Raw genomic sequence first — 14,472 nt, 5'->3', positions numbered from 1 at the left:
CGCCACCGGTTCAGCGCAGATAACGATGGCCGGAGCTTTTATCGAAATCCGGCCATCGAGCGAAAAGGGAGGTAACGCATGCAACAGGCCAGCCAGCGCGTTGACGGCGGGCAGCCGGTCGCCTTGTCCGCGAACGGTTTGCCATTGCTGGATGTCCGCGATCTGACTGTGAGCTTTCCTGCCGGAGCGGGCAGCACGCAAATCGTCCGGGGATTGAGCTATTCGATCGCCCGGGGTGAAACCCTGGGCATCGTCGGCGAGAGCGGCTGCGGCAAGACGATGACCTCGCTGGCCCTGCTGGGCCTCATTCCCGCCAACGGCACGATCGGCGGCGAGATCAATTTCGGCGGCCGAAATCTTGCCTCGATGACCCAGGGACAGCGGCGGCATATCCGTGGCCGGGAGATCGCGATGATCTTCCAGGAGCCGATGACCGCGATGAACCCGGTGATGACCGTCGGGCGTCAGATCGCCGAGGTGCTGGTCAGGCATGAGGGGCTTTCGAAGAAGGTGGCGGGCAAGCGCGCCGTCGATCTCCTGGCACAGGTCGGCATCCCGTCCCCGGCGCGGCGGGCGGAGGACTATCCGCATCAGCTTTCCGGCGGCATGCGCCAGCGCGCCATGATCGCCATGGCGCTCGCCTGCCGGCCGCAGCTTCTGATCGCGGACGAGCCGACCACGGCACTCGACGTCACGATCCAGGCCCAAATCCTCGATCTGATGCTGACGCTTCAGGACGAGGCGCATATGTCGATCCAGTTCATCAGCCACAATCTCGCGGTCGTCTCCGAGGTCGCCCATTCGATCATGGTCATGTATGCGGGCAAGGCGGTGGAATATGCGCCGGCGCAGGAACTGTTCTCCAATCCGCTGCATCCCTATACGCAAGGCCTGATCAAGACCCTGCCCGATCCCGACAGGCAGGTGAAGCGGCTCTATGTAATCCCGGGCCGGGTGGTTTCCGATATCAGCGTCGGATGCCGTTTTGCCCGCCGCTGTCCGCTCGCCGATGACGGATGCCGGAAGGTCGAACCGGAACTCGTGGAGGTCGCTCCGGGTCATCAGGTCGCTTGCCTCAAGGTGGCGTCATGACCGAGCTTCTGAGACTGGACAATATCAGCGTGAACATTCCGCTCGGCGGAGGTTTTCTGAAGCCCAAGGTCTGGCTTCAGGCGGTCAACGACGTCTCGCTGACGGTTTCCCGGGGCGAAACGCTGGCGCTCGTGGGCGAAAGCGGCAGCGGCAAGAGCACGCTGGGTTATGTGGTGGCCGGCCTGCGCAGGCAAAGCGAGGGTACCGTCAGCTTCCACGGTGCTCCCGTCGAAGGCGAGGACGGCAAGCGTCCGGTGCAGGTGATCTTCCAGGATCCGTTCTCGGCGCTCGACCCGCGCATGGTGGTCGGCGAGATCGTCGCCGAGCCGCTGAGGCTCAAGGGCGTGCCGTCGGAGCAGCGGCTGGCACGGGCGACGGAGGTCCTGGGGCAGGTGGGGCTGCCGCCGGAAGCGGCGAGCCGCTACCCGCATCAGTTTTCCGGCGGGCAGCGGCAGCGCATCGCGATCGCCCGCGCGCTGATCGCCGAGCCGGAGATGATCGTTGCCGACGAGCCGCTTTCGGCGCTCGACGTCTCGATTCAGAGCCAGGTGCTCAATCTCTTGGACGATATCAAGCAGGAGCATGGCATCAGCTATATCTTCATCAGCCACGATCTCGGCGTCGTCCGGCATCTCGCGGACCGGGTCGCGGTTCTTTATCTCGGGCGGCTGATGGAAGTGGCGAGCCGCGACGATCTCTTCGCCACGCCCAGCCATCCCTATACTCAGGCGCTGCTTGCCGCCGTGCCTCGCATCGGCAAGGGGCGGCGCAGGAAGGAGCAGATCCTCAAGGGCGAGATTCCGTCCCCTCTCGCGCCGCCTTCCGGCTGCGTCTTCCACACGCGCTGTCCGAAGGCCGAGGACATATGCCGCAAGGAAAAGCCGGCACTTCTGCCGGCGCCCGGCCGGCAAGCGCAGCTTTCCGCCTGTCATTTCAAGGATTAAGCCGATGTTGAGATACACGATATCGCGCCTTCTCCAAGCGGTCCTCGTCATCCTGGTGATGTCGCTCCTGCTCTTCATGCTGATCGGGCTGATGCCGGGCGACCCGGTGGAGAACATGCTGGAAGGAAACCCGGCGCTGACGCCCGAGACGATGGCGCAGATGCGGGCTCTCTACGGCGTCGACCAGCCGCTCTATACGCGTTACGGGCACTGGCTCACTTCGGCCTTCCATGGCGATCTCGGTTATTCGAGCGTCTATTTCCGACCGGTGCTCGACATCCTTGGGCCGGGGATCATCCAGACGGCCAAGCTTCTGGTCCTGACGGAGCTGATCAGCATCCCGCTCGCGATGCTTCTCGGCGCTCTGGCTGCGCGCCGGCCCGGCGGCTGGACGGACAGCATCATCAGCCTGCTGGCATTCGCGAGCATCTCGCTTCCGGGCTTCTGGACCTCGCTCATCCTGATCATCGTCTTCTCGGTCAAGCTCGGCTGGCTGCCGGCGAGCGGCACGCCGCTTCTCAGCGACGCGTCCATGTCGGAGCAGCTCGTGCACATGATCCTGCCGGTGACGGTACTGACGTTCTTCCATGTCGGGCCGCTGGTGCGTTACGTGCGCGCCTCGATGATCGAGACGCTGAATTCGGATTTCGTCCGCACTGCCCGGGCGAAGGGATTGTCCGAAGTGACGGTCGTCATGCGCCATGCGCTCCGCAATGCGCTGATCCCCATGGTGACCGTTCTGGCGCTTGGCTTCGGCTCGCTGTTTTCCGGGGCGCTCGTCGTCGAGACGATCTTTGGCATGCTCGGCATGGGCAAGATCATCTACGACGCGATCAGCAATATCGATTTCAACCTGGCGCTGGTCGGGCTCCTGCTCGCGACGATCGTCACCCTGTTGTCGAGCCTGCTTGCCGACCTCGCCTATGCCTGGCTCGATCCGAGGATTACCCTGAAATGAGCACCGTCACCGCCGACAAAGCGCCGGCAGAGGCCGGCAGGAATTCAGTCTGGAGCAAGCGCTGGGAGCGTTTCCGGCACAACAAGCTGGCGATGATCTCGCTCGTCTTCCTGGCACTCATGGCGATCGCCTGTGCGATGGCCGGTCCGATCGAACATTTCACCGGCATCGATGCGAATGCGACGAACCTTCTGCGGCGTTTCCGGCCACCGTCGGCGCAGCACTGGCTCGGAACCGACGATCTCGGCCGCGACGTTCTGCTGAGGTTGCTGCATGGCGGCCAGGTGTCGATCGCGGTCGGGCTTCTCGCAACCCTCATCACGGCGGTGATCGGCATCGCGATCGGGGTCACCGCGGGTTATATCGGCGGCCAGTTCGACAATATCCTCATGCGGATGACGGACTGCATCATCGCGCTGCCGCTCATCCCGGTCCTCATCGTACTCGGCGCGGTCGACCTCACGAAGATCGGCCTGAGTCAGGAAACCGCGAGCTCGCCGACCGTCGTTTTCCTCAGGATCGTGATCATCATCGCGCTGGTGGACTGGACAACGATCGCCAGGATCGCCCGCGCCGGCACGATCACCGTGCGCGACGTCGATTATGTGCGGGCGGCGACCGTCAGCGGCGCGAAGGGGCCGTACAATATCTTCGTGCACGTGCTGCCGAATATCGCGACGCCCCTGATCGTCGCCATGACGCTGTCGGTCGGGCGCATCATCTTGTTCGAATCGACTCTCAGCTTCCTCGGCTTCGGCATCGTTCCGCCCACTCCCACCTGGGGCAACATGCTGACCAACGCCCAGCAGCTGATCATTTCCGCACCCATGCTCGCGGTTTATCCGGGCCTTCTGATCTTCACCACGGTGATGGCGGTGAATTTCGTCGGCGACGGAGTGCGGTCCGCATTCGATCCGCGCTCGGAGACGGGCTCGGGGTCGCATTGAGGCATGCCTGAGAAACAGAAGTCTTATGGAGGAGAAAATGACGTCTGTAGGGTTGAAATTCAAAGCATACGCCAAGGTCGCGCTGGCCGGTGCCGCAATCGCGGTTCTGGCTTCGTCGTCGACGATGGCCCAGGCGAGCAAGGACCAGCTCGTCGTCGGCCAGATCCAGTTCCTGACCAATTTCCATCCGCTGATCCAGGTCAACAATACCAAGCGGCTGACGATCAACTATTCCCTGAGGCCGATCACCGCCTTCGATGAAAACGTCGTCAACCAATGCGTTCTGTGCGAGACGCTGCCGACGATCGAGAACGGGCTCGCCAAGATCGTCGATCTGCCCGACGGCAAGAAAGGCATGCAGGTGACGCTCACCTTGAGGAAGGGGCTTGCCTGGGGAGACGGCGTGCCGGTCACGCCCAAGGACATCGAGTTCACCTGGAAGATGGCGCGCGATCCGAAGATCGGATTTTCCAACTACAATTCTTGGGATCGCGCCACGGACCTGAAGATTGTCGACGACCGCACCGTCGTCCTGACCCTGCCGCAGGTCCTTTCCAGCTATAATTCCTGGGATCAGATCCTGCCGGAACACCTGGAGGGTCCGGTCTACGCCGCCAATCCGACGCTCGACACCTATGTCAAGCAATCGCTCTACAATACCCAGCCGACCAATCCCGGCCTCTGGAACGGGGCGTTCCTTCTGAGCGACTACCAGATCGGCACGCGCATCATCTTTCAGCCCAATCCCCATTGGCCGGGGACCAAGCCGCACCTGCAGCGCATCATCTTCAGCTATCGCGACAACTCGTCCGCGCTGCTTCAGAACCTTCTGGCCGGAGCGGTGGATGCGGTGCCGGTCAGCCCCGGCGGCATCAGTTTCTCGCAGATGCTCGACCTGCGCGGCCAGCAGCCGACCAAATTCAAGTACTATTTAGACTACGGCACCAACGTGGAGCGCATCGCGGTCAATTTCGACAATCCCATCCTGCAGGACAAAGCGGTGCGACAGGCGCTTCTCTACGCGATCGACCGGCAGGCGATCAGCGACGAGCTGTTCGGCGGATTGCAGCCGGTGGCGAACGGCATCCTCAGCGACGAGAATGCCTACTACAACAAGAATATGACGATCTACAAATATGATGCGGCGAAAGCCAAGGAGCTGCTGACGAGCGCCGGCTGGAAGCCGGGTCCTGACGGCATCTGCGCGAACGGCAAGGGTGAGCGCCTCTCGCTCGAACTGGTGTCGACCGCCGGCAACCAGACCCGCGAGCAGATCGCCCAGGTCCTGCAGAGCCAGATGAAGGAGGTCTGCGTCGAGATCAAGAACAACTTCGTGCCGCTCCAGGAATTCAACGGCGAGATGGCGCGCAAGCGGAAGTTCAAGGCCCTGATGATGTCCTCGATCGACTTCTCGCCATCAGTGTCCCCGCGCATCGCGCTCGGTTCGGATTCCATTCCGAAGCCGGAGAACAACGGCGTCGGCAACAATTTCTCCGGCTATGCGAACCCGGCGATGGATGAGGCGATTTCTGAACTGGAAGTGGCTCTCGACCCGAAAACCACCAAGGAGAAATGGGCGGAAGTCCAGAAGATCTTCGCCGACGACCTGCCGATGCTGCCGCTCTATTTCTATCCGCGCGCCTATGTGGCGGTGCCCGATCTGGTGAATTTCCGGCAGGGCACGCTCGATCCCCTGGCGATATGGGCGGAGGAATGGGAGCGGAAATAGCGCTACTACCCGGATTGCCAGCTGTCGAAGCACCACGAAGCACGGGATTTCCGATGAGGATGAACATCGCCGTTCTGGACGATTATATCGGCATTTCCCAGGAGGTCGCCGATTGGGAGCCCTTGAAATCCCGTGCCAACGTGGTCGTGTTCGACAGGCCGCTTGCCGTGCCGGACGAGGCGGCGAGGGAACTCGCGGACTTCGACATCATCTGCACGCTGCGGGAGAGAATGCCGATCCCGGCCGTGCTGATCGAGCGGCTGCCGCGGCTGAAATATATCGTCGTGACCGGCAAGCGTTACGACACGGTGGATGTCGCCGCCGCCGCGTCCCGCGGCATCCTCGTCTCCAACACGCCGGTCGCCGGCGCCGGTGCGGGCGGGGTCGCGGAACTCGTTTGGGGGCTGATCCTCTCCGCCACCCGGCATATCGCCTCCGAGGACCGCATGATGCGGCTGGGCGGCTGGCAGCATCAGGCGGGAACGACCGTCGGCGGCAAGACCCTCGGCATTCTCGGGCTTGGCGGGCTGGGGCGGCGTGTCGCCGAGATCGGCCGGGTCTTCGGCATGAACCTGCAGGCCTGGAGCCAGAACATGACGGACGAGCAGGCGGCGGCCGCCGGCGTTCGCCGCGTATCGAAGGAAGAGCTTTTTGCCACCAGCGACGTCATCACCATCCATCTCGCTCTCAGCGACCGGACCCGCGGCATCGTGGGGGCGCCGGAACTGCGGGCGATGAAGAAGAGCGCCTTCCTGATCAATACGGCGAGAGGCGCTATCGTCGACGAACAAGCCCTTATCGATGCTTTAGGAGGCGGTTCGATCGCCGGTGCGGGCCTTGATGTCTACGAAAGGGAGCCGCTGCCGGCGGATCATCCATTCCGCAGCATGCCGAACGTGGTGATCACGCCGCATCTCGGCTATTTCACGCGCGAGATGCTCGGCACCTATTACGGTGACGCCGTCCGCCTGATCGGGGCTTTCCTGGACGGCAGGCCCGAGCGGATCGTCAACATGATGGCCGCCGGTACCCGAGGCATTGCTGCCTCGACCGATGCTATGCCTGCGCGTTCTTGAGGAGCTGCAGGCTCAGATCCCTGAGTATCCGGAAGGCGGCCTCATGGAGCCTGTTGTTGAGCCTGCGGGCCGGCTGGACGAGTTCGACGGAGAGGACGAGTTCCGGCCCGACGATCTTCCGCATGGCGAGACCCGGGCCGGCACCCTTGGATTTGAGCGTCCGTATCGACGCGACCGTGAACCCGTAGCCGTCACGCACGAGGTCGAACATCGTTTCGAGCGGATCGAGCTCGAAGACGATATTCGGTTTCTGACCCATGCGCGCCAGTTCGGACTCCACGATCACCCTCGTGCTGTTGGGACGGCAGGCGATCACCATGGGCAAGGATGCCAGGGCTTCCAACGGCACAGGTCCCGGGTCATCGAAAGCATCTTCCGAACCGATCAGATAGAGGTTCTCGTCGACCAGGTCATGAATTTCCAGCATGGGCGAGGAGGGGGCGTTGTACATGATCGCCATGTCGATGCGGCCGGAGAGCAGCCATTCCTGCAACTGGCTGGAGCGGCCGTGGATGAGCGTCACCTGGGCGTCCGACAATTCCTCCCGCAGACGGCGGATCAGCGCGGTGGCGATGGCGATGGAAATCGTGGCCGGCAGGCCGATCGCGACCTTTCCCGATTTGCCGGTGCGCGCATTGTCGATGTCCTCATAGGTTCGCTCGACCATCCGAAGAATGCCGCGCGCATTGCTGAGCAGCCGCTCGCCCGCCTCGGTCACCTCCACGCCGCGGCCGTTGCGGACGAGCAGCCTTTCCTTGAGTTCGATCTCGAGGTTCCGCACCTGCCTGCTGAGCGCGGGCTGGGCAACATGCAGAAACGCCGAAGCGCGACTGAAACTGCCGAGCTCCGCCACGCGCACGAAATATCCGAGCTGCCGAATGTCCATCCCTGCCTCCTCTTCGAGTTATGCCGATTTGTTATGTCTGATAGTGAGACCTAACATCTGGTGATAGGTCACCATGTGGCGTAGCGTTTCCTGGGTCAATTTCATTCTGGAGGAGAATGGTGGCGACATCGGAAAATGTGGCGGACCGGGACGGTTTGAGAATCTGGGAATGCGTGCTTTGCGGCTATCGCTACGACGAGGCGCTCGGCGATCCCGATGGCGGCGTGCCGCCGGGCACGCGCTGGGAGGACGTGCCGGATGACTGGATATGTCCCGATTGCGGGGCCAGCAAGCACCAGTTCGACATGAAGGTCGTCGGCTGACAGCCGATAAGCCGCTGCAGGGAATGATAAGCTCGTCAACGAGAGGAGGATCGACATGCAGGCTGCGTCGTATTCAGAGAAGGAACCAAGCCGCTTTCGCCGCGGCCAGTCCTGGAAAATCAACCTGTTCGGCAAGAATTCCGATGTCGCGACGCCGGAGCCCCAGGCGTTCCGGCTCGATCTCAACGCCCATCAGAAGCTCGATTCGCATTTCCACATCGTCGACCAGTTCCAGGTTTTCATCGCCGGCAGCGGCACGATCGGCCGGGACGACGTGCGTCTCGTGACGGTCCACTATGCCGACCATCACACCGGCTACGGGCCGTTGATCGCCGGCGCCCAGGGCCTTTCCTATCTCACGCTGCGCAGCAAGACGGATGCCGGCCTCGTCTATCTCACCACCCCGGATATCCGCGAGAAACTGAAGCCGACCAAGCGCCGTCACCGCGTTTCCGACCCGGTGACGCTCTCCATCGATCCTGTACTTAATAACCGCACGGAGGTTTCCGTCGAGACGGTGATCGAGGAACAGCCAGGCGACGATGGGATGAACGTCAAGGTTATTCGCCTCGGTCCGTCGATGACGGCGCAGGCGCCCGATCCAAGCGAGTCCGGCGGCCAATATCTCATCGTCCTGAACGGCAGTCTGGTCTTCGAAGGCGCGACCTACACGCCGTTTTCGCTGATCTTCGTCCGCTCGACCGATGACGCGCCCATGCTTCAGGCCGGTGAGGGTGGACTGGAGCTCATGGTGACCCAATATCCGCGGGAGGACGACTGGATGAAATCGATCCAGGCGCCCTGAAAACAATCGGGAGGAAAATCTTGCGGCAGTCCGATCTCGATGCGGTCCGGAAGGAGATCGCGCCCTCCGGCACGTTGAAATGCGCACTCAATCACGGAAATGTCGTCCTTGTTCGCCGCGGACCGACAGACGACAGCCCGAGCGGTGTGTCCGTCGATCTGGCAAGGGCGCTGGCCGGCCGGCTGAAGCTTCCGATCGCCTTCCGGCATTACGACAAGGCCGGCGCGGTTTCCGGCAGCGTGGATACAGGCGAATGGGACGTCTGCTTTCTGGCCATCGACCCTGAGCGCGCCGAGCGGATCGCCTATAGCGAACCCTATGTGCTGATCGAGGGAGCGTATCTTGTCCGCGCCGATGGCGAGGCGAAAACGCTGGAAGATGTGGACCGGCTTCAACTGCGGATCGGGGCGGTCAAGGATAGCGCTTACGAGCTTCATCTGTCGCGGACCGGCAAAGGCGGCCGGCTCACGCGTTTCGACAGTTTCGCCGAAGCAATCGCCGCTCTCGATAGCGGTCAGATCGACGGTCTTGCCGGCGTTCGGCAGGCGATGCGGAAGGTGGTGGCCGATCACCCCGCATTCGATGTGATGGCGACACCCTTCATGACCATTCCGCAGGCCGTCGGCGTCAGTTCGACAAGGCCGCTTGCGGCAAAATTCGTCGCGGCATTCGTCGCGGAGATGAAGGCAAACGGTCTTGTCCGGCAATTCCTGGCGGACAGTGGCCATGCCGACGTGACCGTGCCCGTCGCCTGAGCCCCCATACTTCCTCGCGCGTTCATTAGCGTCGTAGAATTCAAACCAAGGACCGTTGAAAGGGACTCGCACATTCCGCGAGCCGCCCTACATAGACGGAGGTTTTTCATTTGTTCTCGTTTTGAATCTATGCGAGCATATGCCCGCAATCTGGAGGAAGTCCTGTTATGTCACTGAAAACGAAGCTGCTGGGCATTGCTCTCGCGCTCGGTGTTTCGGCCACCATGGCCAATGCCCAGGTCGTCGTCTCTTCCAAGATCGATACCGAAGGCGGCGTGCTCGGCAATATCATCCTCGCCATGTTGAAGGCCAACAATATCGAGGCAACCGACCGCATCCAGCTTGGCGCGACGCCGGTCGTCCGCAAGGCGATCACCGCCGGCGAGATCGATATCTATCCGGAATATACCGGAAACGGTGCGTTTTTCTTCGAGAAGGCCGACGATCCGGCCTGGAAGAACCCGCAGCAGGCCTATGAGGCGGTCAAGAAGCTCGACTACGACGCCAACAAGATCGTCTGGCTGACTCCATCCTCCGCCAACAACACCTGGGCGATCGCGCTCCGCAAGGATGTCGCGGATGCCGGCAACCTGAAGACGCTTACGGATTTCGGAAAATATGTTGCGGGCGGCGGCAAGATCGTGCTGGCGGCCTCTTCCGAATTCGTCAACTCCGCCGCGGCCCTGCCGGCTTTCCAGACCACATATGGTTTCCAACTGAAACCGGAGCAGCTCATCACGCTGTCGGGCGGCGATACCGCCGCGACGATCGCTGCGGCCGCCAACCAGACCAATGGCGCGAATGCGGCCATGGTCTACGGTACCGATGGCGGCATTGCGCCTTCCGGTCTCGTGGTTTTGGAAGACGACAAGGGCGTGCAGCCCGTCTACCAGCCTGCGCCGATCATCCGCGAAGAGGCGCTCAAGAAAAATCCGAATATCGAAAGCCTGCTGAAACCGGTTTTCGAAAAGCTCGATCTTGTCACGCTGCAGGATCTCAACGGCCGCGTTCAGGTGGGCGGCGAGCCGGCCAAGGCGGTTGCCGAGGATTTCCTCAAGAAGAACGGCTTCCTGAAGTAGTTCCGTTTCGGGCGGCTTTCGTGCCAACATGAGCCGGGTGCCTCGAAGCATCCGGCTTTTTCATCGGGACTGGACACCGCCACGCAGGGGAGCGGTTTGAGGATAAAGTTCGACAAGCTCGGCATCGTCATCGCCCTGATCGCTCTCTACGGGACTTTCTGGGCGGCCTTTGCGACGCTCAAGCCCAATCGCATATTACAGGGAGAGGCGAAGGCGATCCTCGACGCCTTGCCGGCGTGGGCGGGTTTCGGTGTGCTCGCTATACTGTTCCTGGCCGCAATCGCAGCACTCTTTCGAGCATCCTCGTGGCTGAAGCTGACAGCGGCGGCCGCTGCACTGGCGTCATTGACGCTTTCGATCGGTCTCGCCGCAGGCTTTCTGACGCCCGACGGCAACAGCTATGCCCGCGTCTCTCCAGCCTCGGGATTCTGGCTCCTGCTGTTCGCTTTTGCGTTGCTGGCCGCCGATGCGATCACGCGGCTTGCGCCGCCGCCCTGGATGCGCGTCTTATTCCTCATCGTGGTGGCTGTCGGAATCGGTACCGTCCTCATGTCGGGAAGCTGGGACGGGCTTTCTATCATGAAGGAATATGCCGGCCGCGCCGACGTCTTCTGGATCGAGGCGGGCCGACACGTGACACTGGCGCTCGGCTCGCTGTTTGCCGCCGTGATGGTGGGATTGCCGCTCGGCATCCTCTGTCACCGTGTGGAGCCGCTTAGGGCCGCCGTGCTGAACACATTGAACCTCATCCAGACGATCCCGTCGATCGCACTGTTCGGCATCCTGATAGGCCCGCTGGCGTGGATTTCGGCAACCGTGCCAGGCGCGGCGGCGATCGGCATCCATGGCATCGGAGTCGCGCCGGCTTTCGTGGCGCTTTTTCTTTATTCCCTGCTGCCGGTGGTCGCCAACACGGTCGTCGGTCTTGCGGGCGTGCCGCGTGAAGCCAATGACGCAGCGCGTGGGATCGGCATGACGGACCGTCAGCGGCTCTTCCAGATCGAGTTTCCGCTGGCGCTGCCGGTCATCCTGACAGGCATACGCATCGTGCTCGTCCAGAACATCGGCATGGCGACGATCGCGGCGCTGATCGGCGGCGGAGGCTTCGGCGTCTTCGTCTTCCAGGGCATCGGGCAGACGGCCATGGATCTCGTGCTGCTCGGTGCCGTGCCGACCGTCGCGCTCGCCTTTGCCGCCGCCGTCGTGCTCGATGCCCTGGTCGAAATGAACACCCGCGTGCCGAACGGAGCGAACACCAGATGATCGAGATCGACGCCATCACCAAGCGCTACGACGGTATAACCGTGGTCGACAACGTCTCGATGGTGATCGAGCCGCGCACGGTCACCGTGATTGTCGGCACGTCCGGTTCGGGCAAGACGACGCTTATCCGTATGATCAACCGTCTGGTGGAGCCGAGCGAGGGCTCGATCAGGCTCGACGGCGAGGACAACCGTTCGATCCCCGGCTACGAGCTGCGCCGCCGGATCGGTTATGCCATCCAGGGACATGGGCTTTTCCCGCATCGTACCGTGGCGCAGAACATCGCCACCGTGCCGGGCCTGCTCGGCTGGCAGAAATCGCGCATCGATGCAAAGGTCGAGGAATTGCTGATGCTTTTCCAGCTTGACCCGAAAACTTTCGGACCACGATATCCGCACGAGCTTTCCGGCGGTCAGCAGCAGCGCGTCGGCGTCGCCCGCGCGCTTGCCGCCGAGCCGAACGTGCTTCTGATGGACGAGCCGTTCGGCGCGCTCGACCCGATCATCCGCGCCAAGGCGCAGGAGGACCTGCTGGCGATCCAGAAACATTTCGGCACGACGATCGTGCTTGTCACGCATGACATGAACGAAGCGTTTCATCTCGCTGATAAGATTGCGGTTATGGACAAAGGACAGGTATTGCAATACGGCCCGCCGGCAGATCTCGTGCGCGTTCCGGCCACGCCATTCGTCGAGACGCTGATCGGCGATGGCGAGCGGCCGTTCCGCCTGCTTTCGATCGCCAGGACCGGAGCGGCGGCAGAGCCCGGCGAAGCCGAGGGGGAGCCGATCCGTGAGGACAGGAGCCAGCAGGAGGCACTTGCCGATCTGATCTGGACCGGGCGGAAAGCGCTGCCCGTCATCTCCGCCAGCGGCGCGCCTATGGGGCGGGTCACCCTCGAAACACTTCTCAAGCGCGGCGCGAGGCGCCGATGAGGGTCCGGGCGCCGACGATCCTTCGCGGCTTGCTGCTCGTTCTGCTGGTTGCTTTTCTGGTGTCGCCGGGGAGTTTCGAGCCGCTCCTGAAGCCGTTGGTGCAGCCGAACGCACCGGCCATCTACAATCAGGGAAGCCTTCTCGGTTTGACGCTCCAGCATTTAAGGACGGTCTTCATCGCAACCTTGGCCGCAACGATCATCGCAGTGCTGCTGGCGATCCTCGTCACAAGGCCGTTCGGGGCGGAATTCCTGGCGCTTTCCCGCAGCCTCGTGAATATCGGCCAAACGTTTCCCCCGGTCGCAGTGTTGGCGCTCGCCGTGCCGGCCGTCGGGTTCGGCGAAAGGCCGACGCTGATCGCACTTTTCCTCTACGGCTTGCTGCCGATCTTCGAAAATACGCTGACGGCGCTCACCAATCTGCCGCGCTCCGTGATGGAAGCGGCCCGCGGTTCCGGCATGACGCCCCTGCAGCGGCTCATTCAGGTCGAACTGCCGCTTTCGCTGCCGGTGATGGTGGCCGGCATCCGGCTTTCCGTGGTCATCAGTCTTGCGACGGCGACGATCGGCTCGACGGTGGCGGCCAAGACGCTGGGCGAGGTGATCATCGCGGGGCTACAGTCGAACAATCTCGCCTTCATCCTACAGGGTGGCCTGATCGTCGGCGCACTCGCGGTGCTGATTTACGACGGGCTGTCAGCGATCGAGGCGATGCTGACCCGCAAGGTCCGGACCTATTAGCCGTGGCTTGAATCGGTCGGAACCGTGGGCTCCGCGTCCTGTTTCAGGTTGCCGCGATGGAAGATGAACAAGCCGGCCAGCACGATGATCGCGGCACCGGTCAATGTCTGGGCATCGGGAAAATCGCCGAAGAACGCCCAGCCGAGAACGATCGCCCAGAGCAGCAGCGTATATTGCAGCGGTGCCAGCACCGAGGCTGGCGCCAGTTTCAGCGAGCGGGTGATCAGCAGATGTGCGGCGCAGGATACGACGCCGAGCAGGAGCAGGGCCAGGAGTTCGCCGGTATTGAACGGGCTCCAATTGCCGATCGTGAGGAACGCTCCGGCAATCAGGCATGCGAGCGTCTGCCAGGTGACGAGCGTCGCATCCGGCGTCGAGCGCAGCATGCGGTTGAGCACCAGCGTGAGCGCGAAGGACAGGCTGCCGACCAGGCCGAAGACCGACGGCCAGGACAGCATTTCGGAAGAGGGGCGCAATGCGATGACGACGCCGATGAAGCCGATCAGGACCGCGAGCCAGCGCCGCCAGCCGATGCGTTCGCCGAGCAGGAAGTGGGACAGCGCCGCCACATAGATCGGTCCGGCCATGTAGAAGGTCATGACGTCGGCGAGCGGCAGGTAGACGACGGCCGCGTAGAAAAGTCCGGTATCGGCGGTGGCGAGGATCACGCGCAGCACATGAAGCTGGGGCTTCTCCACCCTGTACAGCGCCGAGGCCGGCTGGCGGCTAAGCATCGGTCCGAGCACGAAAAATGCGCCGATCGAGCGGATCAGCAGGACCTGACCGACGGAAAAACTGGCCACCAGCCATTTGCCCATGGCGTCGTTCAGCGCGAACATGAAATCGCCGAGCAGCATCAGAAGGACGCCAAGCAGGACTGCGTTGCCGCCCATGGCGTAAGCCGCTCTTTTGGTCATGATGTTCGAGCGCTCCCGACTCT

15 protein-coding genes are annotated in these 14,472 nt (G+C 62.6%); 13 read left to right on the top strand and 2 right to left on the bottom strand.

Annotation, left to right across the window (positions count from 1 at the left end; translation table 11 throughout):
* The first annotated feature begins 78 nt into the window (after positions 1–78).
* Genes ACMGE0_RS04675 through ACMGE0_RS04650 form a run of 6 tightly spaced genes read left to right on the top strand, consistent with a single transcriptional unit; the run spans position 79 to position 6,746 of the window.
* Positions 79–1,092 carry an ABC transporter ATP-binding protein gene (locus ACMGE0_RS04675; protein ID WP_436814707.1) on the top strand — a complete coding sequence of 338 codons (1,014 nt, stop codon included), beginning with the start codon at positions 79–81 and terminating at the stop codon, positions 1,090–1,092.
* Positions 1,089–2,036 carry an ABC transporter ATP-binding protein gene (locus ACMGE0_RS04670; RefSeq protein ID WP_436814706.1) on the top strand — a complete coding sequence of 316 codons (948 nt, stop codon included), beginning with the start codon at positions 1,089–1,091 and terminating at the stop codon, positions 2,034–2,036. The genes ACMGE0_RS04675 and ACMGE0_RS04670 overlap by 4 nt, the downstream gene beginning before the upstream one ends.
* Before the next feature lie 4 nt (positions 2,037–2,040).
* Complete coding sequence (locus tag ACMGE0_RS04665) at positions 2,041–2,994, top strand: ABC transporter permease (RefSeq protein ID WP_436814705.1); 954 nt, start codon at positions 2,041–2,043, stop codon at positions 2,992–2,994.
* On the top strand, positions 2,991–3,941 hold the full coding sequence (locus ACMGE0_RS04660) for an ABC transporter permease (protein ID WP_436814704.1): 951 nt from the start codon (positions 2,991–2,993) through the stop codon (positions 3,939–3,941). Before ACMGE0_RS04665 ends, ACMGE0_RS04660 begins: the two co-directional genes overlap by 4 nt.
* Before the next feature lie 37 nt (positions 3,942–3,978).
* Positions 3,979–5,670 (top strand): peptide ABC transporter substrate-binding protein, encoded by a 1,692-nt coding sequence (locus tag ACMGE0_RS04655; RefSeq protein ID WP_436814703.1) that lies wholly within the window; start codon positions 3,979–3,981, stop codon positions 5,668–5,670.
* A gap of 53 nt (positions 5,671–5,723) precedes the next feature.
* Entirely contained in the window at positions 5,724–6,746 is a 1,023-nt protein-coding gene (locus ACMGE0_RS04650) for a D-2-hydroxyacid dehydrogenase family protein (RefSeq protein WP_436814702.1), read from the top strand.
* Here the strand turns inward: ACMGE0_RS04650 and ACMGE0_RS04645 are convergent.
* Positions 6,727–7,632, bottom strand: coding sequence for a LysR family transcriptional regulator (locus tag ACMGE0_RS04645; RefSeq protein WP_436814701.1), 906 nt, complete (start codon positions 7,630–7,632; stop codon positions 6,727–6,729). The genes ACMGE0_RS04650 and ACMGE0_RS04645 overlap by 20 nt on opposite strands.
* Positions 7,633–7,748: 116 nt before the next feature.
* Between ACMGE0_RS04645 and ACMGE0_RS04640 the strand changes: the two genes are divergently transcribed.
* From ACMGE0_RS04640 to ACMGE0_RS04610, 7 genes are all read left to right on the top strand, one after another.
* Positions 7,749–7,955, top strand: coding sequence for a rubredoxin (locus ACMGE0_RS04640; protein WP_436814700.1), 207 nt, complete (start codon positions 7,749–7,751; stop codon positions 7,953–7,955).
* 55 nt (positions 7,956–8,010) lie between these two features.
* Entirely contained in the window at positions 8,011–8,760 is a 750-nt protein-coding gene (locus ACMGE0_RS04635; protein ID WP_436814699.1) for a hypothetical protein, read from the top strand.
* Positions 8,761–8,780: 20 nt separating this feature from the next.
* Complete coding sequence (locus ACMGE0_RS04630; RefSeq protein ID WP_436814698.1) at positions 8,781–9,515, top strand: transporter substrate-binding domain-containing protein; 735 nt, start codon at positions 8,781–8,783, stop codon at positions 9,513–9,515.
* Positions 9,516–9,682: 167 nt separating this feature from the next.
* Entirely contained in the window at positions 9,683–10,594 is a 912-nt protein-coding gene (gene osmF, locus ACMGE0_RS04625) for a glycine betaine ABC transporter substrate-binding protein OsmF (RefSeq protein ID WP_436814697.1), read from the top strand.
* Positions 10,595–10,690: 96 nt separating this feature from the next.
* A complete protein-coding gene (locus ACMGE0_RS04620) occupies positions 10,691–11,857 on the top strand; it encodes an ABC transporter permease (protein WP_436814696.1) in 1,167 nt (388 codons plus the stop codon).
* The gene (locus ACMGE0_RS04615) at positions 11,854–12,792 is read left to right on the top strand and encodes an ABC transporter ATP-binding protein (RefSeq protein WP_436814695.1); all 939 of its coding nucleotides are present in this window, start codon (positions 11,854–11,856) and stop codon (positions 12,790–12,792) included. Before ACMGE0_RS04620 ends, ACMGE0_RS04615 begins: the two co-directional genes overlap by 4 nt.
* Positions 12,789–13,532, top strand: coding sequence for an ABC transporter permease (locus ACMGE0_RS04610; RefSeq protein ID WP_436814694.1), 744 nt, complete (start codon positions 12,789–12,791; stop codon positions 13,530–13,532). The genes ACMGE0_RS04615 and ACMGE0_RS04610 overlap by 4 nt, the downstream gene beginning before the upstream one ends.
* Here ACMGE0_RS04610 and ACMGE0_RS04605 read toward each other — a convergent pair.
* Positions 13,529–14,449, bottom strand: a complete 921-nt coding sequence (locus tag ACMGE0_RS04605; protein WP_436814693.1) for a DMT family transporter — start codon at positions 14,447–14,449, stop codon at positions 13,529–13,531. The genes ACMGE0_RS04610 and ACMGE0_RS04605 overlap by 4 nt on opposite strands.
* Between the last annotated feature and the right edge of the window lie 23 nt (positions 14,450–14,472).

It is taken from the genome of Neorhizobium descurainiae, assembly GCF_051400715.1.
In the GTDB taxonomy this organism is placed as follows: Bacteria; Pseudomonadota; Alphaproteobacteria; order Rhizobiales; family Rhizobiaceae; genus Neorhizobium.
Note: the sequence above shows the minus strand (reverse complement) of the source record. Positions and strands in the feature narration are given on the sequence as shown.

What these genes read in the sequence shown, in the direction of transcription:
- ACMGE0_RS04670 (WP_436814706.1), top strand. Translation starts at nt 1,089, where the DNA reads ATGACCGAGCTTCTGAGACTGGACAATATCAGCGTGAACATTCCGCTC.
- osmF (WP_436814697.1), top strand. Translation starts at nt 9,683, where the DNA reads ATGTCACTGAAAACGAAGCTGCTGGGCATTGCTCTCGCGCTCGGTGTT.
- ACMGE0_RS04675 (WP_436814707.1), top strand. Translation starts at nt 79, where the DNA reads ATGCAACAGGCCAGCCAGCGCGTTGACGGCGGGCAGCCGGTCGCCTTG.
- ACMGE0_RS04610 (WP_436814694.1), top strand. Translation starts at nt 12,789, where the DNA reads ATGAGGGTCCGGGCGCCGACGATCCTTCGCGGCTTGCTGCTCGTTCTG.
- ACMGE0_RS04650 (WP_436814702.1), top strand. Translation starts at nt 5,724, where the DNA reads ATGAGGATGAACATCGCCGTTCTGGACGATTATATCGGCATTTCCCAG.
- ACMGE0_RS04635 (WP_436814699.1), top strand. Translation starts at nt 8,011, where the DNA reads ATGCAGGCTGCGTCGTATTCAGAGAAGGAACCAAGCCGCTTTCGCCGC.
- ACMGE0_RS04605 (WP_436814693.1), bottom strand. Translation starts at nt 14,449, where the DNA reads ATGACCAAAAGAGCGGCTTACGCCATGGGCGGCAACGCAGTCCTGCTT.
- ACMGE0_RS04615 (WP_436814695.1), top strand. Translation starts at nt 11,854, where the DNA reads ATGATCGAGATCGACGCCATCACCAAGCGCTACGACGGTATAACCGTG.
- ACMGE0_RS04645 (WP_436814701.1), bottom strand. Translation starts at nt 7,632, where the DNA reads ATGGACATTCGGCAGCTCGGATATTTCGTGCGCGTGGCGGAGCTCGGC.
- ACMGE0_RS04640 (WP_436814700.1), top strand. Translation starts at nt 7,749, where the DNA reads ATGGTGGCGACATCGGAAAATGTGGCGGACCGGGACGGTTTGAGAATC.
- ACMGE0_RS04660 (WP_436814704.1), top strand. Translation starts at nt 2,991, where the DNA reads ATGAGCACCGTCACCGCCGACAAAGCGCCGGCAGAGGCCGGCAGGAAT.
- ACMGE0_RS04655 (WP_436814703.1), top strand. Translation starts at nt 3,979, where the DNA reads ATGACGTCTGTAGGGTTGAAATTCAAAGCATACGCCAAGGTCGCGCTG.
- ACMGE0_RS04665 (WP_436814705.1), top strand. Translation starts at nt 2,041, where the DNA reads ATGTTGAGATACACGATATCGCGCCTTCTCCAAGCGGTCCTCGTCATC.